Genomic DNA, 23,920 nt, shown 5'->3' with positions numbered 1-23,920 from the left:
CTACCAGACGCCGGCGTTGGTGCCGATGTTGATGACCAGATTGATCAGAATGTCGAAGATGCCAAGGAACAATGGCACCAGCACATCCGGGGCGATCAACAGGCCGCCAAGGGCCAGCGCCCACCAGATCGGCTTGGCCTGTTGTCCGGCGATGCCGCCTGCGCCTTGGGATTTGCGCTTGTCGTAGAGGAACTTGAACAGGCTGATGATGATGATGGCGAAACCGGCGATGGTCAGCATGGTGAACACGCCGGAGACGCCCTGCAGCGCACCACTGATAGTGGTCCAGAAGGTTGTCCAGCTGCCCCTCAGGTTCACGTTGGATGCGGCCTCCGTGATGACCGGAAGGTCGGTGGGGATGGTGCTCATGATCGCCTCTCTTTTTGTGCCGTCGCTGGCTCTGTGAAATCCATATGCGTAGGGGCGGCTCAAGCTGCCTGGCGAACGGCCGTCTGCCAGATCCGCTCGGCGAGATCGCCGGTGGAGATCAGCCGGTCTGCGATCAGCTCACGCTGCCGCTGGTCTGCTTTTGGCCACGGAGCGAAGACACGTTCGTCGAAGGCAGCTCCGGTGCGGAAACGCGCCATCTGCGTGGCCGGCTGAGGGATCTGAGCGATCAGCTCGTCAGGGTCTTCGACCGAATGTGCAGCGGGACGACGCAGCCGAACCTCCCCCATCAGGCGGGTAACCTGCTCATCCGTGAGTGCGTCCACGTCAATGGACTCGTGCGCGAGCACATCCGCGGTGAGGGTGTCGCCGAGGGTGAATCTGCCGTTCTCGAACAGTGGTGCTTCCAGACTCAGTGCATTGGTGTCAAAGATCTTGCGGTGGAAATTCTCACTAGGGCGGTGCTCGGGGTCGTGCCAGTTGTCGCGAATGTGTTTCGCCATGACTGTCAGCTCGCGGCTGGTGGGCACACGACCGGTCAGCTCGCGAAAGGCGTCTGCATCCGTTTTCAGCTGCATCATCGCCGAAGAGTCCTCGTGACGGATGTGGCGTCCATTTACGAAACGCGAGGCGACTGCTCGGGCCCCGAAGTTCACCAGCCGAGCTGAGACCTCGGCGCCACGGTGGCGTTTCGAAGCCAAGTCGAGCATGAGGTCCCCCAGAGCCTCATCGCGCTCGTCGGAACTCAGCCCCCATTTCTTCCCGTAGGACTGGATCTGGCGTCGCGCCTCGGTAAGCATCTCGGCGTCGGAGAGGCCAGCGCCGGTATGGCGCTGCGGGCGCCGATACCTGCTTCCGCCAAGACGCACCTCCGAGCTGGTTTGCTCCTTGGTCGCGAACTGGCCGGCGTGCCCGGTGAGAGCGTTCCCGCGAGGATGCTTGGTCGGGTCGAACGTGGTCGTGGTGCTCATGCGAGCGAATGTGCGCTGCGGCGGCGAATGTGTGCGGAGTTGGGCTATTGCGGTGGTTTGTCCTGTCTGTCCGCGGCTTGTCCGCACAGCTTGCGGACAGATTTTCCCTTGTAATTACTGGGCTGTAGGGGCCTGTCCTCTCTGTCTGTCTAGTTAAATGATTTGTTAAAGAGAGAGATATATATAGGGGCTGGGGGAGATATATTTCTCTTTCTCACATACGAGGGGGGGGTCCCCTCGGGCGTTTTTTGCGGACAGGGTGTTGGAGGGCTGTTTTGGCCCGGAATTCCGGGGTTTTTGTTGTCCGCGGGCTGTGCGGACAGGCTGCGGACAGGTCGGACGAAGCTGTATTTTTTGGGTGTTTTTCGTGTGGGTGGTTTTGGGTGGTGTGGTGTCCGCGAGGGGGCTACTTCCGCGTGTTTCCGGGGAAGTGCGGGGTTTTGGGGTGGTGGTTTTTGGGTGTTGTGGGGCTTGACAGGGGGTGTTAGGCTTGGCTGCACCAGCTTCGCTACTGTCCTCCGCTCACCTGCCGCAGCCAAGCCTAAAAGTGCTTTTCGGGGCTGTTTTCTGGGGTTCCTGGCCTGTTTTTTCGCTCTCTTGCGACCGTATTCGGGGTGCGTTTGTGCCTGTTTTGAGTGCGAAGGTGCCCTTTTTGGGGGGGGGTTGTGTGGGGGTTGACAGGGGTGTTAGGCTTGGCGTCAATCGCTCCACTTAGAGCGGAGCACTCAACACCAAGCCTACGGTCACCGCCCGGCCCGTTGATGTGCCGCTGAAAATACCCTCTTTCGCCATCTGGCCGTGTTTTCGAACTCCCGCGCACAGTCCTCCTCAGGAGGAACACATGCCCGGAGCGAATCGACTGGTCGAGCAGTATCGGTCGCAGAAACCCATCGACCCAGAAGAGCCCCTGATCCACGGTGTCGCATGGGATGGCGACGTACTGGTCGTCGACCCCGAGACCATCGCCGAGCATCGCCTGCGACGCAAATGGTTCTCCGCGTCAGTGAGTAACGCAATGGAGGGCTGTCATGCCCAATGGGCCGCCGGACAGATCATCCCATCACCGGTAGACCCATTCCTCGCCCGAGATGCCGGCTCGTTCATGCACGACATCTTCGAGCACATGTTCACGCTTCCACCTGAACAGCGAACCAGAGACACCTACCGGGCCGGGCGTGATGCGTTCGCCCGCGACCTGTTTGACGACCACGCCACGCAGGCTCGCTGGGCGGAGTACCTCGACACAATCTCGCTGGGACTGTGGGATCTGGAAGACCCCGCCCAAGTGGACGTGTACGCCACCGAGCTCGGTGTCTTCGGACTCCCCTTGGCTGGTATCGGAGTACCTCTGATCGGGTTCTTCGACCGAGTGAGTATCGACGGCACCGACGAACACGGGCACCCTCAACTGTCCATTGACGACTACAAGTCCGGGAAATGGTCAGATGAGCGTAAACTCGCTCGCTACGGCGACCACTACGGCGACCAGATTCGGCTGTATGTGCACGCGATCCGCACCATCCTCGCTGAGCGCGACACCGAGGCATTCCGACAGGCACACGCGGATCCTCGTGAGAAGTGGATGTTCGAGATCGGCGACGTGGTCAACGGCCAGCTGCTGTACACCATGGTCGGGCGCAAACGCTACATCGACCTGTCGCAGAAGGCCATTGACACCACAGTTCACACGTTCGCCGCGCACTGGGACACCCACAACGTGCTCGCTGACACTGGCCGCTACGACACCAAGACAGGCCCCTTGTGTGGGTGGTGCCCGTTGGTACAGGTGTGTCCGGCCGCTGCTGACGCAGGCAAGTGCGCCAGCGAACGCGCCACACCTCCTCCGTCGAAGATTCAGCTGCCGATTCCACGGCTGCGACCTCAAATTTCAGCGTCCGCGCACAGTCCTGTCCAACAGACACCGAAGGACAAGGAGCCGATCATGACTGACACCGCCGAAACCAAACCCACCGCAGTCCCCGCCGAACCACGCCACCTGCACGAGGGCAAACCATGGGACGAGCTGAGCAACGACGACCTGAATATCGGCTCATACGCGGCCGGCGCCGTCTTCGGGCTGGTCAACCGAGCCACCGCCCTGCTGCGTCAGTCCTTCCCGGACGTGACCATCAAGCGCGGCCAGATCCGACAGCTGGCAGTGCTGCTGGCGAAGATCGTCCAAGCTGGTGAGAAACACATCACCGGCCGAACCGACTGGCAGACGCAGGCGAACACCCGTGTCCGCGGACTGCTGTTCACCGTTCTCGAGTCGACCCCGGTTCCCAGCGGAGGCAGTGTCGACGACTGGAAAGCCTGGGCCACCCGGGTGCGCAAGAACGTGATCGCCCTCATCGACCAGTCGGTCTGGCTGTGGGATCAGACAGAGCTGCCGCACGTCGAGTTCGAAGCTCTCGCACCGCTGGTACGCGACCCGTTCGACGTCGCCGCATAGTCCCAAATAGACAACACAGAAGAGAAAGAACCTCATGAGCGAAACCACCCAGACCCTGGTCATCCTGAACGCACTCGCGGCCACCGAGCACATCGACGGCGAAACCTCCCGCGAGCACGACGCCCGTGTGAAGGCAAAGATCTACGAGCTGTCTGCACGCCTCGGCGGCGAGAACAACCCACTGGTGACTGCGGCGCAGGCCATCGCCGAATGCGACGTGTTCACCGCTGTCGTCGGTCTGGTCAAGAAAGAGAAGTCCAGCACCCGCGGGCTTGTCTACCTCGTCCAGAACCCGGATGAGTGGACCCGTGAACGCCTGCGCGACGAAGTGCACACCGGATACGTCGCAGCGCGCAAGGACTACACCTTCCCCGACGGCGTGGAGGTCATCCGCACCGATCGCACCGACACCCCGGAGGGGCTCCTGCTGGCCAAGCGGGCCACGGAGCTCGTCGGCCACAAAGTCGTCGTCTACAAGGCCCATGAGACCCTGAAGAACGACGCGAACCGAAAGGTCAAGATCCTGCGGCATCTGACTGATCTCGGCCCCACAGACCTGCAGGAACGCTGACACCCCCTGACAGCGCCCCTGCAGCCGCCACAGTCGCCCCCCTGACTGTCATGCGGAAGACATCAGCCCCGGCGATCCCCCTCGCCGGGGCTGATGTGCACCATCTTCGAAAACATCCCGGACGGAGCCAGCACATGCCCCAGCAGCCATTGCGCATCCTTATCACCGGCTCTCGCGATTGGGTCGACGCAGACCTGATCCGCGAAGCCATCGAGCAGTACACCAAAACCGGGCGCCCTGTCGTGGTCATCCATGGCGGCGCCCGCGGTGCCGACAGTCTCGCCGGGGCCGCTGCGGTCCGTCTCGGCGCAGCCGTCGAAGTACACCCGGCCGACTGGCGCCGACACGGGCGATCTGCGGGGTATATCCGCAACGCCGAGATGGTGGCCGCGGGCGCCGATGTGTGTCTTGCGTTCATTCGTGCTGGCAGCAGCGGCGCAACGCACTGTGCCACCAGCGCCGAGCGCGCGGGCATACGAACGATCCGATACGAAGCCGACCCCGCGTAGCCCGCTTCTTGGAGAACAGCGAATGGCTGAAGAAGGAGCTCTCCGGTGCCCTGCGTCGGAACTGCACACACTCACCCGGGGGCCTCCTGCTCAACCCCCGGTGATTGCGGCGCTCGATGCGTTCTCCGCCAGAGCCGGGAATCGCGAGGCACCTCGATACTGAAGGGCCCCGCATAGCCCCCTTCTGTGAGAACAGCGACCCTCAACCCTGATGCGCGCGTACCGACCGTGCTGCTGCAGTTTCCGAAGAACGACACCCAGCGTGGGCGTCCGCTGCGTGACTGGCTGAAGAAGCAGCTCTCCGGCGCCCTGTGGTGGAACGGAAGCGCCTGGGAGACCAACGGCATCGGGGCCGACCCAGTCGCATTGCTGCAGTTGTGGGGCTTCCAAGTCGGTGAAGGCATCGCCGAAGCAGCCAGCCCGGTCACTAAACTCGCCCGCAACCGCCGCCAGGTGCTGGTGCGCCCCCGACTGACCGGACGCACCGCCTGCCAGCAGCTGCTCGGCCTGTCCGCAGTCTGGGATGCGAAACGCAGTCTGTTCCGACTGCCCATCGCCGACGTCTGCCCCGGCGGGCGCCAGCCACGCCCCGGGCTGCTGTTCTCAGACGAGGCGATCGCCTGCTCCAGGGCACGCTATGAGACGGCAGTCCCGGTGGACGCAGATCTGCAGCAGACGCTCACCCGGGCAGCACACGTGACCCGCCCGCGAGAGCTCAGCCGGACAGACCGAGATCTCATGGTCGAAAGGGTGGGGCGCCTCCCCGACTGGTTCGGCATCGACCTCTACCCCTACCAGAAGGTCGGGGCCATGGCGGTGGCCTGCGGTCGTCGCATGCTCGCGGATGAGCCGGGCGTTGGTAAGACGTACACCTCGATTGCCGCGGCGACGCTCATGGGGTCCAGACGGCTTCTGGTGGTCGCTCCGCCACTGGTGATCACGAACTGGTGTCGTGAGCTCGCCCGTTGCGGGGTCAGTGCCGTCGACGCCACTGCCGGGGTGTTCACGGTGGGTGAGCCTGCCGAGCCGGTCAGAAAACTCACTGCGCCACCGGTGGATGCCGCAGACCGCCCGGTGGCCGTCGTCGTCTCCGACAGTCTGCTGGCGGCACGGGAGTCACTGGCGTCCGAGTTGTCTGCCTGGGGCCCGGACGTGATCATCTGGGACGAAGCGCACCGGGGGAAGACCTACGGCTCCAAACGCAGTGAGGCCGTGCTGCAGCTGGCTGCCGACACCCACGCTGCAGGGATCGCCGTCACCGGCACACCAATGCTAAAGACCCCGGCAGAGCTCGCGCCCCTGATGGAATTCATCGGCGTCGACGTGACTGTCTTCAATGGGCTCGGACAGCTGTTGGACGAGACCTGCACTATCGACCACCACGGGCGCCTGCGCCCCCGGAAGTCGGGTGAGTCATGGCTGGCAGAACGGCTGCGCACTGGAGTGATGATCAGGCGCCGCAAAACAGACGTGCTCCCCCAACTGCCAGACAAGCGCCGCTCAGCTGTCTACGTCGACGCACCGATGACCGAGTTCACCAAAGCACACCGCGAGGTCAACCAGAAGATCGACGCATGGGTGAAAGCGTGGAAGAAGGACACCGGGGCACTGCCGAGTGACGAGGATATCCTCGAGTACGCGACCGGCAACCTCGCCTACATCTCCCAACTGCGCAGAGCAGCAGGGCTGTGCAAGATCGACGCGGCCGAGCAGATGATCGCCGAGCACATCGACGCCACACGCAACCCGGATGGAACCTTCGACGACCCCCTGATCGTCTGGACCCACCACCGTGAAGTCACAGAGGCACTGGCTGCGAGGGTGCCCGGCATCGACGGTGCCGCGATGATCGTCGGCGGCATGAACCGCGACCGCCGCGATGAACTCATCGACGCCTTCCAATCCGGCAAGCTGGGGGCGCTGGTGTGCTCCATTCACGCCGCCGGCGTCGGCATCACCCTCACCCGGTCACACACCATGATCTTCGTGGAGACGGACTGGACCCCCGGCATCATGGTGCAGGCAGAGGACCGCGTCCACCGAGCTGGCCAGACCGCCGACCACATCAGCATCACCACACTTGTGTGCGAGGGCACGCTGGATCCGATCGTGCAGGCAGCCCTAGCTCGAAAAGCCCGCTTCCTGGACGCCACCATCGGCGGAGACAACGATGTGCACGTCGACGAAGACGCCGACGCCACTGCAACCGAAGTGCTCGTCGACCTGATCAACACCCGAGTGCGCAGTCGGCGGAATTGATGCCGCCCGCATAGTCGTCTGACATGGACATCAAGACCCGCAAAATCGCCACCCGTCTCACTGGAGTTGTCAGCCTCGTCGCCCTCGCCGCACTGGGAGCCTCTGGGTGCACAGTGACCACCGGCGCGAGCGTTGCCAGCGAAACCCCCTCCAGTTCAGTGCAGGAGCGGAGCATCAGCCTGGTCAGTGACGCCTTCGCTGCCGGGTCAGATCTGGCGCAGGATGACGCCGGCGAGTACACGCCGCTGATCGTCAAGGACGGCGGCCCCCTACTGGCCGACACCTCATCGCTGTGGGATGAATCTGTGGTGGCTGCTGGGTTCGACGCCGAGGATGTGGCCCAAGCACAGGCGTTTGCGGTGGAGGTCTTCGCTGATGTAGTCGACTCCCCCGCTTTCGGGTCGTCCAATGCCGTTCCGATTATCGAAAGCATGTACCGAAACCAGGTGTTCGAAGCGGACATCAGTGCATCCGACTCCATTGCGTCACTGCTGATCAACCACACCTATGACCCGCTTCTGCCTGTGCCGATCAGTGACGGGGACACACATTGGAGCAGCCTGAACGCGGAGATCACTGCTGTGAAAACTCTTGAGGTGGACCATGACGGGGGTCCGTACCTCGAGTTCGATTACTCCTACAGCGGGAACTACCGTGTCGATGACGCTTCAGCTCTCCAGTCCGTTGAGGCAAAACTCGGCGTCGGAGAGGAAGCCGCGCTGCCGCTGCTTACTGACGAAGCCAAAGACGGCGTTGGAGAGAATGCCTGCGCTGTATCGGGCACCTACCGGTTGAGCGTCACTCAGCGTGACGGGCAGTGGTTGGTCACCGGGTGGCAATCCGATTACAGCGGCACGCCGATGTACACGACCGTCTGATGTCGTCCAGCCCTGTCCCCACCGTCTCGCAGCTCGAAGCCATCGCTTTGGACCTGCATACCGCTGTGTTGGACCCCCGGCTGCGGCTCGACCATGCACCGCCGCTGAGCGAGGTCATCATGGGGACGACGGCTTCTGGCACGTATTGGCGCTGGGAATCCGAGACTGCACTGCTGACGGGTTGGCGCACGCCGGACGGGTCAGGCTGGTTCAGTGCAGCGGCCCTGACCTGGGTGCGCAATTCCCCAAAAACCGTACAGGAAATGGTGCGCATTGCCGAGCAGCTGCGCACCGCTGCGGGGGGATAACAGCCCCTGCACGAAAAATGTGATGTCCGCGCATAGTCCTTTGCATGAACGAACAACACAGCAACAAATCCGTTAGACCCAACCCGACCAGCAGCAGCCGTCGCGCCGCCCGCAAGTCTTTCGCCGATCGTTTATCAGAGGCAGTCGACTTCCACCGCGAACACGACCGTCTCCCCACCTCAGCTGAGCCCAATGGCGAGTGGATGCTCACGCTGCGCAGGGCTGCTCGACGTGGCAGCCTGCCCGACGAGCGACGCGCCGAGCTGGATCGCCACCTGCCCGACTGGAATCAGACCCTGGAGGATGTCTGGAACGCACGGTTGGAGCAGGCCGCAGCGCTTCGCAAAGAGCAGGGAGACTCGCTGAAATTCAGCGGGCCGACCGGGGTCTGGCTCAACAACCAGCGCAACCTCGCCAAGCGGGGGAAACTCTCCCCGGAGCGCCGTGAACAACTCGACCGGCACCTGCCCGGCTGGGACACGCCCCGACAGCGACCATTCTCCGACCACGTCGCCGCGGTCGCTGCCTTCCACAGTGCACAGGGGCGGCTCCCCCATCAGGATGAGCCGGAGGGTCACTGGCTGAGCGCTCAGCGGCAGGCGCTGGCACGCGGCACGCTCGCACCTGAACGCCAGACGCTGTTGGACGAACAACTGCCCGACTGGGAGCGAGCTGGGCAGGACACATTCGAAGAACACCTCAAGGCCGCAGCCGCATCCTATCGCGAGCTCGGCCGGCGCCCCAAGAGCAGCGAGCCCGGCGCACGCTGGCTGAACACCCAACGCCGCTTGCTGGCTACCGGACGGCTCACACCTGAACGACGAGCCCTGTTGGACGCGCGCATCCCCGGATGGAATGTGACACAGAACGAGCTCTGGAACGCGCATTTGAGCGGGGCAGCGGACTTCTACAACCTGCATGGACGAGTCCCACGCGCACGTGATGCAGAGGGAGCATGGCTGGCCAACCAGCGTCGAGCTGCAATCACGCACAAGATCTCCGCTGAGCGAGCAGCCGAGCTCGATCGACGGCTGCCCGGCTGGCGCGGAGACATCAACGGACGAGGCGGAGATCACGAAAGCCGCTGGAACGCCCATCTCGAGCGGCTCACTGCAGCCGTTGAACAGCTCGGCCGTCTGCCGAGACAGTGTGAGTCCGAGGGGCGATGGCTGGCGGACCAGCGAGAAGCCGCCAAGAAGGGGAAGATCAGTCACGAACGCCGTCAGAAGCTCGACGCGCTCGTGCCGGGTTGGGACACGAAGCGGGATCAGGTCTGGCAGGCGCGGTTGGAGACAGCGGTCGCCTTCCACGAGACGTCCGGCCGCATGCCGAAGAGGCGGGAGCCGGCGGGTCAGTGGCTGGTCGATCAGCGTCAGCGCGCCAGAAAAGGCACCCTCTCCCCCGAGCGCCGCGCTCTGCTGGACCAGCAGCTGCCCGGCTGGGATGCCCGCTCACAAGGACGTTCATGAGCGCGATCACAGAGACGGAGCGGTATACCCTCGCCCTGCGCGAGCAGGTCAGAGCGGGCACCGCCGACCACACTGATGTGCAGCTGGCGGATCGGCTTCTGCCTGGCTGGAGGGCGGAGTATCCGCTCGGTGATACCTGGCTGCGGCATCTGCTGGATGTGTCGGAGTTTCACATCGAGCATGGACGGTTCCCGACTCGGTCGGAGCTGGAGGGGGCGTGGCTGAATAAACAACGCCAGGCGGCCAAAAAAGGCACCCTCTCCCCTGAGCGTCACGCCCTGTTGGACCAGCAGCTGCCGGGCTGGAATGTGGCGCTCGACGATGTGTGGCGTGATCACCTCACCAACGTCGTTGCCCTCCACACCGAGCACGGTCGGTTCCCGACGAGGCCTGAGCCGGAGGGTCAGCTGCTGGTCGATCAACGCCAGGCAGCCAGGAAAGGCACCCTCTCCCCTGAGCGTCGCGCCCTACTCGACCAGCAGCTGCCGGGCTGGGATTCAACGCGGGTCCGTCCTTTTGAAGATCGCCTCGTCGCCGTCGTCGCCTTCCGTGCCGAGCACGGGCGCCTGCCGAAACAGACCGAGCCTGGGGGAATGTGGCTGAACAACCAGCGCCAAGCAGCCAAGAAGGGCAAGCTCTCCCTCGAGCGCCGATCCCTACTTGACCAGCAGCTGCCGGGCTGGGACTTGATCCAAAATCGCCCATTCGAAGATCGCCTCGCCGCTGTCGTTGCCTTCCACGCCGAGCACGGGCGGTTTCCGAAGAAATCGGAGCCGGAAGGGGTATGGCTGCAGAAGCAGCGCCACGCAGCGAAACACGGCACCCTCTCCCCCGAGCGTCGAGCTCTATTGGATGCAGAGTTGCCCTGCTGGGATGTATCCGCATAGTCCCACCGTATGAGCGCGATTTCCGAGACTGAGCGGTACACCCTCGCCCTGCGCGAGCAGGTCAGAGCGGGCACTGCCGACCACGCCGATGTGCAGCTGGCGGATCGGCTTCTCCCCGGTTGGAGGGCAGAGCACCCGCTCGGTGATGTATGGTTGCGGCATGTGCTGGATGTGTCGGAATTCCGAGCCGAGCACGGGCGGTTCCCGAAGCAGTCAGAGCCGGAGGGGAGGTGGCTGCACAAGCGGCGCCAAGCCGCCGGGCGAGGCGATCTCTCCCCCGAGCGCCGAGCTCTATTGGATCGCCAGCTGCCCGGCTGGGATAAGACCGATGCGCCGCAGGTTCGCCCCTTCGAGGATCACCTCGCCAACGTCGTCTCCTTCCTTATAGAGTACGGGCGGTTCCCGAAGCAGTCAGAGCCGGAGGGGAAGTGGCTGCACAAGCAGCGCCGTGAGGCCTATCTGAGCAATCTCTTGCCCGAACGTCGCGCCATGCTGGATCAGCAGCTGCCCGGCTGGGATGTCCCAGGTAGATCCAGGGACCTCCCTTTTAGAGACCATCTCGCCAACGTCGTTACCTTTCGCACCGAGCACGGACGGCTGCCGAAGAAATGCGAGCCAGAGGGGGAATGGCTGCGCGGACAGCGTTATGCGGCCAAACAGGGCACCCTATCACCCGATCGTCGAGCTTTATTGGATGCAGAGCTGCCCGGCTGGGATAAGACCGATGCGCCGCAGGTTCGCCCCTTCGAGGATCACCTCGCCAATATCGCTGCCTTCTATGTTGAACACGGTCGCTTCCCGAAGCGGTCGGAACCGGAGGGGAAGTGGCTGCACAAGCAGCGCCAAGCCGCCAGACGAGGCACCCTCTCCCTCGAGCGCCGAGCTCTATTGGACGCAGAGTTACCGGACTGGGGCGAGACCAATGCGCCGCAGATCCATCCTTTAGAGGATCACCTCGACAACGTCGTTGCCTTTCGCACCGAGCATGGACGGCTGCCGAAGAACCGCGAGCCGGAGGGGCAGTGGCTGCAACATCAGCGCCGAGCGGCCAGGAAAGGCTCCCTCCCACCTGAGCGGCGATCTCTTCTCGATCAGCAGCTGCCCGGCTGGAACGACACCAATGCGCCGCAGCGCCACCCATTCGAGAACCACCTCGCCAATGTCGCTGTCTTCCGTGCCGAGCACGGACGTTTCCCGAAGCAGTCGGAACCGGAGGGAATGTGGCTGAATGAGCAGCGTAAATCCGCCAGACGAGGCAAGCTCTCCCCCGAGCGCCGAGCCCTGCTGGATCAACAGCTGCCTGGTTGGGATGTCCGCGCATAGGTATTCTCATGAGCACTCTTATTCTTCGTGATGATCAACAGGCCGCTGTCGACGCGATTGATGCGAACCTCTCCCGTGATGGTCGGGCACTGCATGTGTCTGCGTGTGGGACGGGGAAGACCATCGTGGCCATTGCGCTGGCGGCTCGGCGCGGGCGTGGCGCGATCGGTGGCCGGGCTCTGGTGCTGGTGCCGAACCTCGCCCTGCTCGATCAGACGATCAAGGCGTGGCAGCACCTCCACCCCGGAATCAAGGCGGCCATCGTATGTTCCGACGACACCGTGGGGGCTCGTCCGGACGATGACGTGCTGCAGGTGGACGAGTCGAGCCTGAGCGCCCCGGTGCTGCATGAGATCGACGGCATCCGCGAATGGATCGAGGGGTGCGGGTATATCTTTGCGACGTATCAGTCCGTGCATCTGGTGGCTGAGGCTGCGGCTCCGACGGCGGGGTTCGATCTGATCGTCGCCGACGAGGCGCACTGGCTGGCCGGACGTGGGCGCAGCACGATCCGCAGGCAGGTGTGCAAGACCATCTGCGCACGTGCGCGCCTGTTTCAGACCGCCACCCCGCGTGTGGGGTCGACGACAGGTCTGGACAACCCCGACCTCTTCGGCCATGTGGCCTACGAACTCACGTTCGGCCAGGCGATCGCGCTGGGCATCATCGCCGACTACCGGCTGGTGATTCTGGACATGCGTGGCGACATCCCCGCCGGCATCGCCCCTGACCGCTGGAGGCAGCGGGCGGCGCTGACCAAAGTGGTGCTGGAACGGCTCGGGAAAGATGCCGCCGTCGCACGCACACTCGTGTACGCGAACCGGGTCGCTCATGCACGCGAGATCGCCCGGGCCAACGGGGTCGAGGTGATCACAGGTGACATGCCGGCAGCTCGCCGTGACCCGATCATGGCGGCGTTCCGCGAGCACGGCGGAACCATCGCCAACGTCCGCTGTCTGAACGAGGGCGTGGACGTCCCAGACCTAGACGCGGTCGTGTTCGCCGAGCCCCGTCGCGGCATTGTCGACGTCACCCAGTCGATCGGTCGTGTGCTGCGCAGAAAGTCCGATGGGCGCCGCGGCATCGTGGTGCTGCCCGTGTTCAGTCTCCCCGAGTCCGACGAGGACCCATGGTCGGAGATCATGAAGACGCTGGAGACCATGCAGCAAATGGACGGACGCCTCACCCAGGCTCTCACCGACGCGCTCACTGGTGAAGGCGGCGAAGGCAGTGATGGCGGCTCTGACGGCACGGACGGTCCGGTGGTGGATATCTCCGGGGCTCCCGATGACCTGCTGGCCGTCCTGCGGGAGCGGGTCGTGCTCAAAGACGTCACCCCAGAGAAGAACCCGCTGCACACCAGCGAGGAGATCCACGCATTCCTGCTGGGACTGGAAGCCCGGCATTCCCACGGCTTGGCAGCCTGAACAGCCCGCTCCTAAGCAACACACCCGAAAGAAGCGCTTCCCTTAGAGGCGTTCCTTTCGGGTGCGGTCTGTCAAGGAGCAGACCTATCCTTTTCTGCTGAGCCCTCGGATTCCTCCACTTCTGCGTTCCGACGGCACCGCGTGTACCGGCTTCGTCGGGGCCGACTCAACGACGCCCGTATTGGGAACGTCTGCTCGGTCGGTGGGATCTTCTGCGTCCGCGGCACCCTCAGGCTTTGCCGGAACGATCTCCGACGGCGCCAGACGGGTGCTCGCCGAAGCTTTCTCCGGTCGTCCGGTGCAGCCGATGGTCATGGTGCAGCGTGTTGGTGCGGTGCCGGTCAGGTAGCGGTGGCGGCCGCATTCCGGGCAGACGACGGCGGTGATGACGGGGCGTTTGCGCAGGGGTTCGAGCATCCGTTGGGTCTGCTCGGGTTGCTGTGCTCGCAGTTCGGCTGGCAGGTCGCGGTATCGGTCGAGCCTGTAGTGGTTCATCAGGGCGAAGGCGTGTGCGAAGTCGTCGACGCTCAGGCGGGGTTCGGCTGGTCGGTCGTCGTCGTGGACGTTGATGCGCCACATGTGCTGGATGGTCAGCTCTTTGACCAGCTCGACCGAGGTGACTTCCCCGGTCTCGTCGGTGACTTCGACTTCACGGACACGGACACGGCCGGAGACGGCGACGATGGAACCAGCTGGCGGGACGCCGTCGCTGGCGTGCTGACGGGCGAGGTCCTCAGCCCACATCGTGGCGCGCATGGTGCTGTGGGAACCTTCGAGGGTGACTTGGAGCATCTGCCCTTTGGAGTAGGCGCGCTCGCTGGCTTGAGCGAGTACGGCTGCCACCAGCACTCGAGCGCCTTGGGCGTCGGGGATGCGGTGCAGCGGCATGGGCCGGGTGCCCAGCTGTGCGCCTCGGGAGTCTTCGATGCCGGGTACTGACCACTGTTTGATCTGTCGGCGGTGGTGGTACAGCGGGCTGGTGCCGAGGGCGACACCGAGTGTGCGGCGCTGCCGGATGCTCGCTTCGAGCAGGTCGAAGTCTATGTCTGGGACGGGGATGTCATCGCCGACGGACAGTGCGCGCACGATGGTGAGGTGCCCAAGACGCGGGCCGAGCTGGTCGAGGGCTCCAGCTTCGATGAGTGCCTCCAGCACACCGACGTTCACTTTGGAGCCCAGAACGGAGACGATGTGCGCCAGACTCGTCCACCCACCCTGGGGGCGGTGCTCGGCGAGCAGGGCGCCTGCGGAGCCGACGCCTTTGATCTCGGTGAGTCCGAACCGGATGGAGGTCTCCCCGACCGGTGCGGTCTCAGCCCCGGAGAGGTTCACGTCCGCTGGCAGGATCTCGATGCCCTCTTCCTGCAGTGAGCGGATGGCGGTCAGGCGTTTGTCGTCGTCGTCGGTGCAGGCGAGGATCGCGGCACCGTACTCGGCTGGCCAGTTGGCTTTCAGGTAGGCTGTGTTGAACGTCACCTGCGCGTACGCTGCGGCATGGGATTTGTTGAACAGGTACGCGGCGGCCCCCTGCATGGCGTCGATCAGGTGTTCGACCGTGGATGCTTGGAACTTCGGCGAGTACACGTCGCCGTTGTCGTCGCGGAACTCTTTGGCGGCTCCCTCGCGCAGGGCGGTGAACACTTCGTCGAGCAGGGCTTTCTTCTTCTTGCCGACGGCTTTGCGCAGTTTGGAGCGCATGGCGGCGTCGAAGCCGGCGACGACGGTGCCCAGTCGCATCAGGTCCTCTTGGTAGACGAACACGCCGTAGGTGGTGCCCAGGACACTGTCGATCCAGCGGGCTTCTTCGGGATCGTCGGTCAGGTAGGTGTAGTCGACCGGTTCCTCACCAGATTTGCGACGCGCGTACGTGTCGTGCATGCCGGCACCCATCGGGCCGGGCCGGTACAGGGCGAGGATCGCGGTCAGGTCGTTGTGCTCGGTCGGCTGCACAGCCTGCGCGAGGCGACGCATTCCGTCGGAGTCCATCTGGAAGATCCCGGCGGTTCTGCCCTCGCGCAGCAGCTGCCACGCCCGCGCCACCTTCGGATCGTCTCGCGTGTCCGGGTCTGGCAGGTGGTAGTAGTCGATGACCTCGTCACGGGTGGTCTCCACATACTCGATTGCCTTCGAGATGACGTCGAGGTTGCGGATGCGCAGCATATCCATCTTCAGCAGACCGAGGTCTTCGAGCTCGGGCCCCGTCCACTGGGTGACCAGCACCCGGCGTCCGTTCTTGAACTCTTTGGCATCCAGACGCAGCGGCACCGAACCGACCAACGGTTTCGCTGAGATGATCACCCCACAGGCGTGCACACCCACACCGGCGATGGTGTCCGCGTACTCTTTCGCCAGATCGACGATAGCCGTACCGCGCTGCCCCGCCTTGGCGACCTCGGTGCGGAACTTGTCTCCGCGATGGTCGGTGGTGTCTTCGAGGCGGGCGAACGAGTACGGTTTGCCCTCCACTGTCGGCACCGCCTTCGAGAGTCGGTCGCCCAGCCCGTTCTCATGCATCACGCGGGCGCTGTCTTTGATCGCACGTTTGGTGGTGGCGATCGCGAACGTCCCGATACGGGCGACCGAGTCGAGCCCGTAACGCTGCTGAGCCCAGTCGTAGACCTCGTCAAAGCGGGCTTTCTCGAAGTCGGTGTCAATGTCGGGCATGCCCTTGCGCCCCGGTTCCAGGAACCGCTCGAACAAGAGGTTGTGACGCAACGGGTCGATGGTCACGATCCCCAGGCAGTAGGAGACCATTGCTCCGGCAGCCGAGCCACGGCCCGGCCCGACAATGATGCGGTGATCTTTGGCCCACTGGATCATCTCGCGAACGATCAGAAAGTACGCGGGGAACCCCATCTGCCCGATCACAGACAGCTCATGCTCGATGCGCTCGACCACTGCCCCCGGCAGCTGATCGCCGTAGATGCGTCGGGCTCCCTCGTACACCAGATGTGTCAGGTAGTCGATCTCCGAGTCGAAACCGTCCGGAACCGGGTAGGCGGGCAGGCGCATCCGCACCGGTGGCAGCACACGTGGACGAATACGTGCCGCGACCTCGTTCGTGTTATCGCAGGCCTGCTGCCACCACGGCTCCGGGCGAAGGCTGCGCATCTCGGCCTCGGTGCGCAGGTGGTACCCCTCGCCGTGGAATTGGAAGCGTTTCGGGTCATCAAGAGTCTTCTTCGACTGCATGGCGAGAATCGCCTCATGCGTGTGCGCATCGGCAGCATCGGTGTAATGCGAGTCATTGGTCGCCACCAGCGGCAGACCATACTCCGCAGCGAGCTCGGCCACCCGGGCGACAGCAACGCTCTCCTCAGCAATGCCGTGCTCCATGATCTCCACGTACACGTTGTCTCGCCCGACCGCCGCAATGATCGCATCCAGACTCTCACGCGCGTAAGCGTCCCACTGCTCAGCCGCACGACGATGGACTCGACCGGCAGCGAACGTGTCCACGAAAGGATGCGGTGCGGTGCGATCCAACCGGGCACGCTCGGCATACCAATCGAGCACATTGACAGCGACACCGCGCATCGCTTCCGGCACCTGCTCAGGCGAAGTCAGCTGTGCTGGGGACATCAAGCGTTTGCGCTCAGCAGGATCCAGCGCAGCCGCCGCCGCATCCCACGCTGCAAACACATCCTCCCTGACCGAGGTCAGCACCTGGGCGCCCCGGAGGAATTCCCCGTCCACGTCGGCGCAGGCCTGCTCGGCCTCGGCAGCCTGAGCCGCTGAGGCGGTCGCCTGAGCCACACTGCCAAGCACCGGCCCGCCCAAGCATCCAGTGAGCACGATGATGCCTTCAGCATGTTCGGCCAGCAGGTCCATATCGATTCGCGGATGCGACCAGACATGAGACTCCGCATCCATCAACATGGCGTTCAGGTTCTTCCACCCACGACGGTTGATCGCGAGCAGAGTCAGGTGATGATAGCGCTTGGTCTTGCTGCGCTCGCTCTCCTCATCCCAGTCCGCACTGTCATCGGCGCTGGCCACCACGATGGCCTCCCGCTCGAAACGCGAACCCACCGCGACATACACCTCACACCCCTGAATCGGAGTGATCCCCGCCGCCTCACACTCATGCTGGAACGCCCACGCACCACTGACATTGCCATGATCCGTGATCGCCAGAGCCGTCTGCCCATCGGCGCGCGCCCGCGCGACAAGGTCGCCGAGATGGCTGGCGCCATCCAAAGGCGAATACTCGGTATGCACGTGCAGGTGGGTGAACATATGAATGCCTATGCGCGGATGTTTGGCCAGACGACCCGGCCGTTGATCAGCCTCGCGTCCACGAATCCGTCAGAGGGGAGGTCTTGGTGGTAGCGCGAGTCCGCGGAGTTGCTCCGGTTGTCCCCCATCACCCAGACAGAGCCGTCTGGGACAGTGACCTCGAAGCTCAGGGTGCAAGCTGCGGTGTCGCCCAGATACGCGGTTTCGTCTATGTATTCGCCATTGACGCTCATCTGGTCGGCTCCGGTCGCGCAGCTGACGGTGTCACCCGGTAGCCCGATGACACGCTTGACCAGTGCGCCGCTGTGATTGTTGACGTCGTCGGTCAACCAGCCGCCCGGGTCGTCAAAGACGACGACATCGCCGCGCTCCAGCGAGCCGATTCCGGAACCGGGGCGCAGGGTGAGGATCAGCTGACCTGTCTCCAGCGTCGGCGACATGGACGACGACGGCACCAGCCAGATGCTGCCGACGAATAGGCGCACGAGCACCCCGCCCCCAAAGGAAGCGGCGAGCACGAGCGCGAGAATCAGATGCTTACGCCGCACGGTCGGCCACCGTTTCGCCGAGTGCATGCAGGCGTTCGATTGCCCGTTCGATGTTGGTAGTCTTCTGAGTGAAGCGTCGCGCTGCATGCATGTACTTCTCCCGGGTGAGCGTCGGATAGCTGACCACAGACGTCTTTGTGAGCCGGCAGTCCAGCACGGCCGCCACACCCACATCGCTGGCGGATCGAATGAGTCGGCCAAGCGCCTGCTCGAGCAGAATGGCCGCATCGCCGACGTACACCTCACGGTCAGCTCCCCATCGGTCGCCGGTCTGATCGGAGATCAGCTGCAGTCTGGCTTCGTCAACAGGGTTGCGTGCCGCCCGGGCTGGGCGATCGATGATCACGAGTTCGCAGGTGCGCCCCTGTCCGTCGACCCCGGTCATCATTGATTTCGTGCCGACCAGCACGGCGGAGACGTCCTCACGCCATTGTCGAACCAGCTCCTGCACACCCACGCCTGACCACTGGTCGAGGATCGTTCGATCGGGGAACGCGCTCCTGAGCGCACGTGCGTACTCTCGACCGTTCGATGAGTTCGCAGAGAGCACGAGCGCTCCACCGCTGCAGGCACCGACCAGACGCACTGCATCAGCGAGAGCGGTGTCGCGATGCTTGGTGGTGGAGAACTTCCACTTCCCGTAGCGACTCTTCTCAGCGATCTGTTCAGCCCGGTCGGCGCTGAACTTCGGCACGTACAGCAAGCTGTTTTCATAGGCGTCGTCGAACGGAGATGCATAGTCGCGCCAGTCGGCGTCCAGCCCCAACTGAGAACCGATGTTCTGCGGGAGGGTGCCGCTGATCACCGCGACCGAGTCCACCGGGTGGATCGGCTCGTCCTCGGGTCCGCCCTCCGCCTCCCAGAGGTTGGCGCGGATCAGTGCGCCGACGTTCACCGGAGCTGACTGCAGCACCGGCAGCTCTGAGCCGTCACGCTGCTGTGACAGTTCCACCCAGCGGGCCACACCGGGGGTGTGCTCGGCGACCTGAGCGATGGCCTGCAGGAACCGGGTCACTGCGGAGTGGATGTGTTTTCCGGACTGCACGCCTTTGAGATCATGACCGGCTTGGGCGATCTTCTCCAGTGGCGTGATCAGCTCGATTAGCTGTCCAGCCCACGCCTCCGCTCGTTCGCGGAAGTCATCGGTAAATGGGCGGTCGTTCACGCCGAGGCGGCCATCTTCCCGGTTAGTGCGAAGGATTCCGGTGATGGTGGAATCGAGCGCCTTGGAGAGAGCGGCTCCGGCAGTGAACCAGTCGTCGACTCGTTTGCCGCTGCCGACGGCGAGCAGTCGCTTGGCGCTGCGCATCAGTGACCTCACCCGGCGCGACGACACCTCCTGCTGCCCCTGATTTCGGACGATCCCGGGAAGCGCGTGCGCCTCGTCCACGATGACGTGGTGGATCTGTCGGATCTTGGAGTTGCCGAGTACGACCGGAACGGCCTGTGCGGCCTGCACGGCGAGCACAGAATGATTGGTGACAATGACGTCGGCCTGTTCGACCTGCTCGCGAGCCTTGCGGGCGTAGCACAGGTCCCAGAGCGGGCATTTGTCTCGGCTGCATTCATCAGAGTCGATGGACACTTGACGGAAGAGGTTCTCAGGCAGGGCTCCCGGGTACTGTGCACGGTCGCCGGTATGCCCAACGGTCTCGTCCAGAGCCCACTGGAGCAGCGGTGTGATCTCACCGGCAGTGTAGGCGGTGCCATCCACTTCGACAGTGGTCGTCGGCGGCAGTGCACGCAAGCTCTCGGTCAGTGACGGGATGTCGGATGGGTCCGGGTGTCCGGCGAACTGGTCACCTGCTGCTTCGTGCGCGGCGGTGATCGCACGGGCGAGGCAGACGTAGTTGGACCAGCCCTTCAACACTGCGAGATCGAAGCTGCGTTCGCCTTCATTCAGGCGAAGGTCGGTCTGCTGGGCGGCCGGGGCGTCTTTGGCGACGATCTGAGACAGCAATGACAGCGACTCGGTGGAGATGAGTGTCCGTTCACCGGAGGCTGCCCATGTCGCCGCGTTGGACAAAGCGGCGAACGACTTGCCGACACCGGTGGGAGCCTCGCCAGCTAATTCGGCGTGGGCTTCGATGTCCTGCGTCAGGGCCAGCTGACCGGAACGGGGTTCGATATCCTGACCGATCGCGTCATGGACCAGTTCCTCGAGGAACTGCGCTGCCGGTGAATCGCTCATGTCCCACCCTTTCGTCTGGGGAGGACTGTGCGCGGACACCTTATTTGCGCGTCAGGATGTCTCCGGCGATCTCTTTGATGACGCCGATGTGCTCACGTACCCGTGCCGCGGTGAGGCTGGTTCGGGCTCGGACTTCAGCGATGGTGTGTACCACTCCGGTCAGAGGTACCTCCTCCAACCAGACGAGGGCGACCTGCGCGGTCTGCGCATCATGCACGCGACACCGACTGACAATCTGCTCGACCAGCAGCCGGGCATCACTGATCTGCTCGGCCGAGTCGGCAATTGGCGTGTTCGCCATCGTGATGTCCTGCCCCGTTGAGACGGTGTGGCTGTGCAGATCAGCTTCCGACACAAAGGCACCGGCCTTCGTCGGATTGGCTACTGTGCGTTCGACCGTGGCGTTGATGTGCGCAAGCACCTGCTCATCAGTGGGCTCATATCCGTTTTTGGCAGTCAGCTCCCTCCGAGTTTTGGTGATGCGGGCCGATCGTTTGACTGTTGATGAAAGCCCCGTAACCCCATGACGGCGCCAAGCAGCGCAGTAGCGGTAAGTCTCTCGTGTGGCGACCTGCCGCAGCAACGCAGACCAATTGGTGACCGAATCACGTAACTGAGCATTCTCATCATGCAGGATGATCAGACGCACCACAGCAATCTGCACCGAAGCGATTGCATCCTCGAACTCCCCGGGTGGCAGACTATTGCGTTCGCCTGCGCGGCGAACCCAGATGCGCACCGGATCGCGCACTGCTGCAATGAACTCGTCTCGGGTGATTCGTCCCTCCAACCAGAGCTGTGCGCTCGGGTTTGCGTCGTCTGATCTCATCGTCTCCCCTGGTACGGCCATCCTGCGTGTGGTCCGGCAGAGCCGGTAAATCTTGCGTCGAGGAAGCAGAGCAGGCGTGTACCACCCGCTCTGCCGTCGAGCAGCCAGCCGATATTCGGCCGTGCTGGAACGCCACTGACAAGTTTCCCCAACCGGTCGAGTACATCACTCGCGACGGATTGTCCGACACCCCTTTGTGCCAGCAGGAGCTGTCGTAGTGTGATCCGGCGCAGCGGCCGGCCAGTTTCCACCATGGCTGCTCGAATGACGTCGTCGATGCTCAGCAGCCCCTCATCCACTGCGAGCAGGTGTTCAGCTCGGACGCGCCGGGCCCGCGCCAGTGCCGGACGCCCGCTGGCCAGCGGCGTACTCATAGCTCCTCCGAGTCTGCGGCGGTGCGGCGGTCCATTTCGGAGGTATCGGCGGCGAAAGTGGCGACCTGAGCCAGCGGGGGTACCAACGCTTTGTGCGCACGCTCCCATGACAGATGCTCACGCGGGTAGAGGCGCCGGTATTCGTCGAGCAGCTCTCCCAAGCTCGTATCTGGCCCCATACTTCGGGCGAGCTTGCGGATCTTCGGTCCGATATGTGGATCGCCGATAGCGCGCTGTACAGCTGCCCGAGAGCGGGACCAGACACCGTAACGGAAGAGCCTGTCGATATCGCAGCGATCGAGCCCCCCTGGTTCGAGGCTCTGGGTGACCAGTTTGTCGACCTCGGAGGCGCTGTCGTTGTCGCCGTAGACGAGGTTGGTCACGATGTTGTCGACTGCCTCGTCATCGAGCAGGTTGTCACAGTGGTTGTTCAGCTGTTCCTGCTGGAGGACGCCCATATCCTGCGACAGAGAGAAATTCGCCTTCTCGACACTGGTGCGCACGAACGGTTCGAACGCGTGCACCAAACTGACCCGCTCGCGAGTTCCTCGGCCGACGGTACGCTGGAGAATGCGTCGGAGCTGATCTGCAGACCGGTAGCGCTCCCCATGGCGTCGGCGAGCCACATACTCCCCCCTCAGGGTGTGTCCGAGGGAGCTGGTCTCCCACCCCAGAACCGGCTCTGGCTGGGCTTCGTCAACCAGCACTACGAGAGGTGCAGACCAGCGCAGACGGTGATGTAGGGCAGTCTTTGTCAGGGCCTTGTTCCCGACGTTCAGTGCTGGGGCAGCCATGGCAAACCCAGGCAAGAGCACGACGTGTCCAGAATCATTCGGCAGATCTGTTTCCAGAGCCGCCGCGGCCGCCCGGGCGTGCAATATCGCCTCGAGGCGGGTGACGACAGTCTCTGCCGTCGGAGGAGCCACAGGCGGCCTCATCGGCGACCTCCAAACAGGCGGCGGCGGCGGCCCCGCCGAGTCTGAGGTAGCTCTGCTCCCACACCCTTGCTCTGAACCCCCAAAGTACGGGTGACGATCTTGTCAATCACTGGAGCGATTGCCGGATTCGCCGAGTCGAGCACGCCGGCGTTCAAGTGATCCCGGAGCTCTGGTGCGAACATCATGGGTCCGAGGTATTGCCCCATGCCGGAGAAGTGCTGTTCGACATCAGCCAGGATGCCCTGTCCGATCTCCGAGGGGTCTCTGATCAGCGCAACGCTGATCAGTACCCGCCCGCTCGGGGCTCCGTCAAACGAGTCACGCAAGCGGGCGAAGAGGTTGTCGCGTGCTTCGCGGTTGTTGTCGAACAGGCCGACGACCCAAGCTCCGCGCTCACGCAGAAACGGCGCCATGACGTTATCGATCAGCCCCGAGATATCCGCAGACTCGGCGATCTGCGTGTCCACGACGACCAGATCCGAGACGGTTCTGGCATATTCAATGGCGGTTCGGTAGACCTGATCGTCGATGAGCAGCGGGTCATTGAGTAGGTCAGTCGGAGCAAGCATAAGCGCGAACGGGATCGGCTCAAGGTCAGCTGGCCGGAAGTGGCTGGAGCGCTCGGGCAGGATCAGGGATGTCTCCGGGCGTTTGGTCACGGCCATGTCGTAGATGGTCGGAAGCCCCTCGTCAGTGTTTGCCCGCTCGGTGTCCATGCGGAGCATCTGACAGATGGAGCCCTGACCGCGGTTCATGTCGATGAGGGTGACGCGTTTGCCGTACAAGGTTGCCGCACGGTGGGCGACGGCGAGTGCGGTGGTTGTCTTGGTCACTCCACCCTTACCCGCCATGGTGAACACTACAGGTGTGTCGGACTCGGCGTACACAGGTAGCTGGGCTCTGGGCGCGATATGCCCCACCTCGGGAGCGACAAGTGTCGGACGAGCTGCGAGGTCGTCGAGCATGGTCTGGCGGGATTGGCGTTCCTCTTCAGCCAGCTGCTCGTCGGTTTTGGGCAGCGGAGCGATCGTGTCGCCGACGACTAGCGGCACGGCGGGTATCAGCAGCTCCGGAGCCACCGGCGGAGCTGGCTCAGCGGTTTCGGGCGCTGCGGAGTCCTCCACTGCCGGTGAAACGGTCGGAGGCTGGGCGCTTTCAGCTGCGTGCGAGCGCACACGTCGGTGCTGTGGCGCTGCAAAATGCCTCGTGCGCTCTGCCTGCGCTGCAGGTGGCTCAGTCTCCGGCGTGGGGTGCGCGACGGGTGAACCGCCCGCACTTGGTACTGCTGTGTCCGCTGGTTCCGGCTGGGGGATGCCGAAGGTACCGAAGTCGTCGGCCGGTGCAGCTGGTACCTGCGGAG

The 23,920-nt window shown here is 63.8% G+C and carries 19 protein-coding genes; 10 read left to right on the top strand and 9 right to left on the bottom strand.

Translation table 11 applies throughout. The features are described 5' to 3' along the window. Both G557_RS0107505 and G557_RS0107500 read right to left on the bottom strand, forming a co-directional pair. Positions 1–369 (bottom strand): hypothetical protein, encoded by a 369-nt coding sequence (locus G557_RS0107505; RefSeq protein ID WP_028245560.1) that lies wholly within the window; start codon positions 367–369, stop codon positions 1–3. A gap of 59 nt (positions 370–428) precedes the next feature. Continuing rightward, the gene (locus tag G557_RS0107500; protein WP_028245559.1) at positions 429–1,358 is read right to left on the bottom strand and encodes a hypothetical protein; all 930 of its coding nucleotides are present in this window, start codon (positions 1,356–1,358) and stop codon (positions 429–431) included. Between the two features lie 841 nt (positions 1,359–2,199). On the opposite strand from G557_RS0107500, the gene G557_RS0107495 reads away from it, so the two are divergent. From G557_RS0107495 to G557_RS0107450, 10 genes are all read left to right on the top strand, one after another. Next, positions 2,200–3,810 (top strand): RecB family exonuclease, encoded by a 1,611-nt coding sequence (locus tag G557_RS0107495; protein ID WP_028245558.1) that lies wholly within the window; start codon positions 2,200–2,202, stop codon positions 3,808–3,810. A gap of 34 nt (positions 3,811–3,844) precedes the next feature. Next, on the top strand, positions 3,845–4,381 hold the full coding sequence (locus tag G557_RS0107490; protein ID WP_028245557.1) for a hypothetical protein: 537 nt from the start codon (positions 3,845–3,847) through the stop codon (positions 4,379–4,381). A gap of 134 nt (positions 4,382–4,515) precedes the next feature. After that, complete coding sequence (locus tag G557_RS0107485; protein ID WP_036961882.1) at positions 4,516–4,890, top strand: DUF2493 domain-containing protein; 375 nt, start codon at positions 4,516–4,518, stop codon at positions 4,888–4,890. Between the two features lie 186 nt (positions 4,891–5,076). Then, positions 5,077–7,149: a DEAD/DEAH box helicase gene (locus G557_RS0107480; protein ID WP_028245555.1), complete on the top strand. Its 2,073-nt coding sequence runs from the start codon at positions 5,077–5,079 to the stop codon at positions 7,147–7,149. 23 nt (positions 7,150–7,172) lie between these two features. Further along, on the top strand, positions 7,173–8,027 hold the full coding sequence (locus tag G557_RS0107475; RefSeq protein WP_028245554.1) for a hypothetical protein: 855 nt from the start codon (positions 7,173–7,175) through the stop codon (positions 8,025–8,027). Next, positions 8,027–8,335, top strand: a complete 309-nt coding sequence (locus G557_RS0107470) for a hypothetical protein (RefSeq protein ID WP_028245553.1) — start codon at positions 8,027–8,029, stop codon at positions 8,333–8,335. The genes G557_RS0107475 and G557_RS0107470 overlap by 1 nt, the downstream gene beginning before the upstream one ends. Before the next feature lie 44 nt (positions 8,336–8,379). Continuing rightward, positions 8,380–9,804 carry a helicase associated domain-containing protein gene (locus tag G557_RS0107465; RefSeq protein ID WP_028245552.1) on the top strand — a complete coding sequence of 475 codons (1,425 nt, stop codon included), beginning with the start codon at positions 8,380–8,382 and terminating at the stop codon, positions 9,802–9,804. Beyond that, positions 9,801–10,691 carry a helicase associated domain-containing protein gene (locus G557_RS0107460; protein ID WP_028245551.1) on the top strand — a complete coding sequence of 297 codons (891 nt, stop codon included), beginning with the start codon at positions 9,801–9,803 and terminating at the stop codon, positions 10,689–10,691. The genes G557_RS0107465 and G557_RS0107460 overlap by 4 nt, the downstream gene beginning before the upstream one ends. Positions 10,692–10,700: 9 nt before the next feature. Continuing rightward, positions 10,701–12,014 carry a helicase associated domain-containing protein gene (locus G557_RS0107455; protein WP_028245550.1) on the top strand — a complete coding sequence of 438 codons (1,314 nt, stop codon included), beginning with the start codon at positions 10,701–10,703 and terminating at the stop codon, positions 12,012–12,014. 8 nt (positions 12,015–12,022) lie between these two features. Beyond that, positions 12,023–13,441 (top strand): DEAD/DEAH box helicase family protein, encoded by a 1,419-nt coding sequence (locus G557_RS0107450; RefSeq protein ID WP_028245549.1) that lies wholly within the window; start codon positions 12,023–12,025, stop codon positions 13,439–13,441. Positions 13,442–13,525: 84 nt separating this feature from the next. On the opposite strand, the gene G557_RS13445 is transcribed toward G557_RS0107450, so the two are convergent. From G557_RS13445 to G557_RS0107415, 7 genes are all read right to left on the bottom strand, one after another. Beyond that, positions 13,526–17,680 (bottom strand): DNA polymerase III subunit alpha, encoded by a 4,155-nt coding sequence (locus tag G557_RS13445; protein ID WP_051224841.1) that lies wholly within the window; start codon positions 17,678–17,680, stop codon positions 13,526–13,528. A gap of 8 nt (positions 17,681–17,688) precedes the next feature. Continuing rightward, positions 17,689–18,228: a signal peptidase I gene (lepB, locus tag G557_RS12340; RefSeq protein ID WP_245542784.1), complete on the bottom strand. Its 540-nt coding sequence runs from the start codon at positions 18,226–18,228 to the stop codon at positions 17,689–17,691. Then, on the bottom strand, positions 18,218–20,419 hold the full coding sequence (locus G557_RS0107430; RefSeq protein ID WP_028245548.1) for an ATP-dependent DNA helicase: 2,202 nt from the start codon (positions 20,417–20,419) through the stop codon (positions 18,218–18,220). Before G557_RS0107430 ends, lepB begins: the two co-directional genes overlap by 11 nt. A gap of 40 nt (positions 20,420–20,459) precedes the next feature. After that, positions 20,460–21,248, bottom strand: coding sequence for a hypothetical protein (locus tag G557_RS0107425; protein ID WP_028245547.1), 789 nt, complete (start codon positions 21,246–21,248; stop codon positions 20,460–20,462). Beyond that, positions 21,245–21,622, bottom strand: a complete 378-nt coding sequence (locus G557_RS14230) for a hypothetical protein (RefSeq protein WP_156877133.1) — start codon at positions 21,620–21,622, stop codon at positions 21,245–21,247. Before G557_RS14230 ends, G557_RS0107425 begins: the two co-directional genes overlap by 4 nt. Continuing rightward, complete coding sequence (locus tag G557_RS0107420) at positions 21,619–22,248, bottom strand: hypothetical protein (RefSeq protein WP_156877132.1); 630 nt, start codon at positions 22,246–22,248, stop codon at positions 21,619–21,621. Before G557_RS0107420 ends, G557_RS14230 begins: the two co-directional genes overlap by 4 nt. A gap of 308 nt (positions 22,249–22,556) precedes the next feature. Then, on the bottom strand, positions 22,557–23,920 hold a 1,364-nt coding region (locus tag G557_RS0107415), incomplete at its 5' end, for a ParA family protein (protein ID WP_211220534.1).

Origin of the sequence: Pseudoclavibacter soli DSM 23366, assembly GCF_000423505.1 — a bacterium.
GTDB classification, from domain to species: Bacteria; Actinomycetota; Actinomycetes; order Actinomycetales; family Microbacteriaceae; genus Pseudoclavibacter_A; species Pseudoclavibacter_A soli.
The sequence above is the reverse complement of the archived record's forward strand: the minus strand, read 5'-3'. Positions and strand labels throughout refer to the sequence as shown.

Coding starts and splice junctions, on each gene's coding strand:
- G557_RS0107505 (WP_028245560.1), bottom strand. CDS start 369: ATGAGCACCATCCCCACCGACCTTCCGGTCATCACGGAGGCCGCATCC.
- G557_RS0107500 (WP_028245559.1), bottom strand. CDS start 1,358: ATGAGCACCACGACCACGTTCGACCCGACCAAGCATCCTCGCGGGAAC.
- G557_RS0107495 (WP_028245558.1), top strand. CDS start 2,200: ATGCCCGGAGCGAATCGACTGGTCGAGCAGTATCGGTCGCAGAAACCC.
- G557_RS0107490 (WP_028245557.1), top strand. CDS start 3,845: ATGAGCGAAACCACCCAGACCCTGGTCATCCTGAACGCACTCGCGGCC.
- G557_RS0107485 (WP_036961882.1), top strand. CDS start 4,516: ATGCCCCAGCAGCCATTGCGCATCCTTATCACCGGCTCTCGCGATTGG.
- G557_RS0107475 (WP_028245554.1), top strand. CDS start 7,173: ATGGACATCAAGACCCGCAAAATCGCCACCCGTCTCACTGGAGTTGTC.
- G557_RS0107470 (WP_028245553.1), top strand. CDS start 8,027: ATGTCGTCCAGCCCTGTCCCCACCGTCTCGCAGCTCGAAGCCATCGCT.
- G557_RS0107465 (WP_028245552.1), top strand. CDS start 8,380: ATGAACGAACAACACAGCAACAAATCCGTTAGACCCAACCCGACCAGC.
- G557_RS0107460 (WP_028245551.1), top strand. CDS start 9,801: ATGAGCGCGATCACAGAGACGGAGCGGTATACCCTCGCCCTGCGCGAG.
- G557_RS0107455 (WP_028245550.1), top strand. CDS start 10,701: ATGAGCGCGATTTCCGAGACTGAGCGGTACACCCTCGCCCTGCGCGAG.
- G557_RS0107450 (WP_028245549.1), top strand. CDS start 12,023: ATGAGCACTCTTATTCTTCGTGATGATCAACAGGCCGCTGTCGACGCG.
- G557_RS13445 (WP_051224841.1), bottom strand. CDS start 17,680: ATGTTCACCCACCTGCACGTGCATACCGAGTATTCGCCTTTGGATGGC.
- G557_RS0107430 (WP_028245548.1), bottom strand. CDS start 20,419: ATGAGCGATTCACCGGCAGCGCAGTTCCTCGAGGAACTGGTCCATGAC.
- G557_RS0107425 (WP_028245547.1), bottom strand. CDS start 21,248: ATGAGATCAGACGACGCAAACCCGAGCGCACAGCTCTGGTTGGAGGGA.
- G557_RS14230 (WP_156877133.1), bottom strand. CDS start 21,622: ATGAGTACGCCGCTGGCCAGCGGGCGTCCGGCACTGGCGCGGGCCCGG.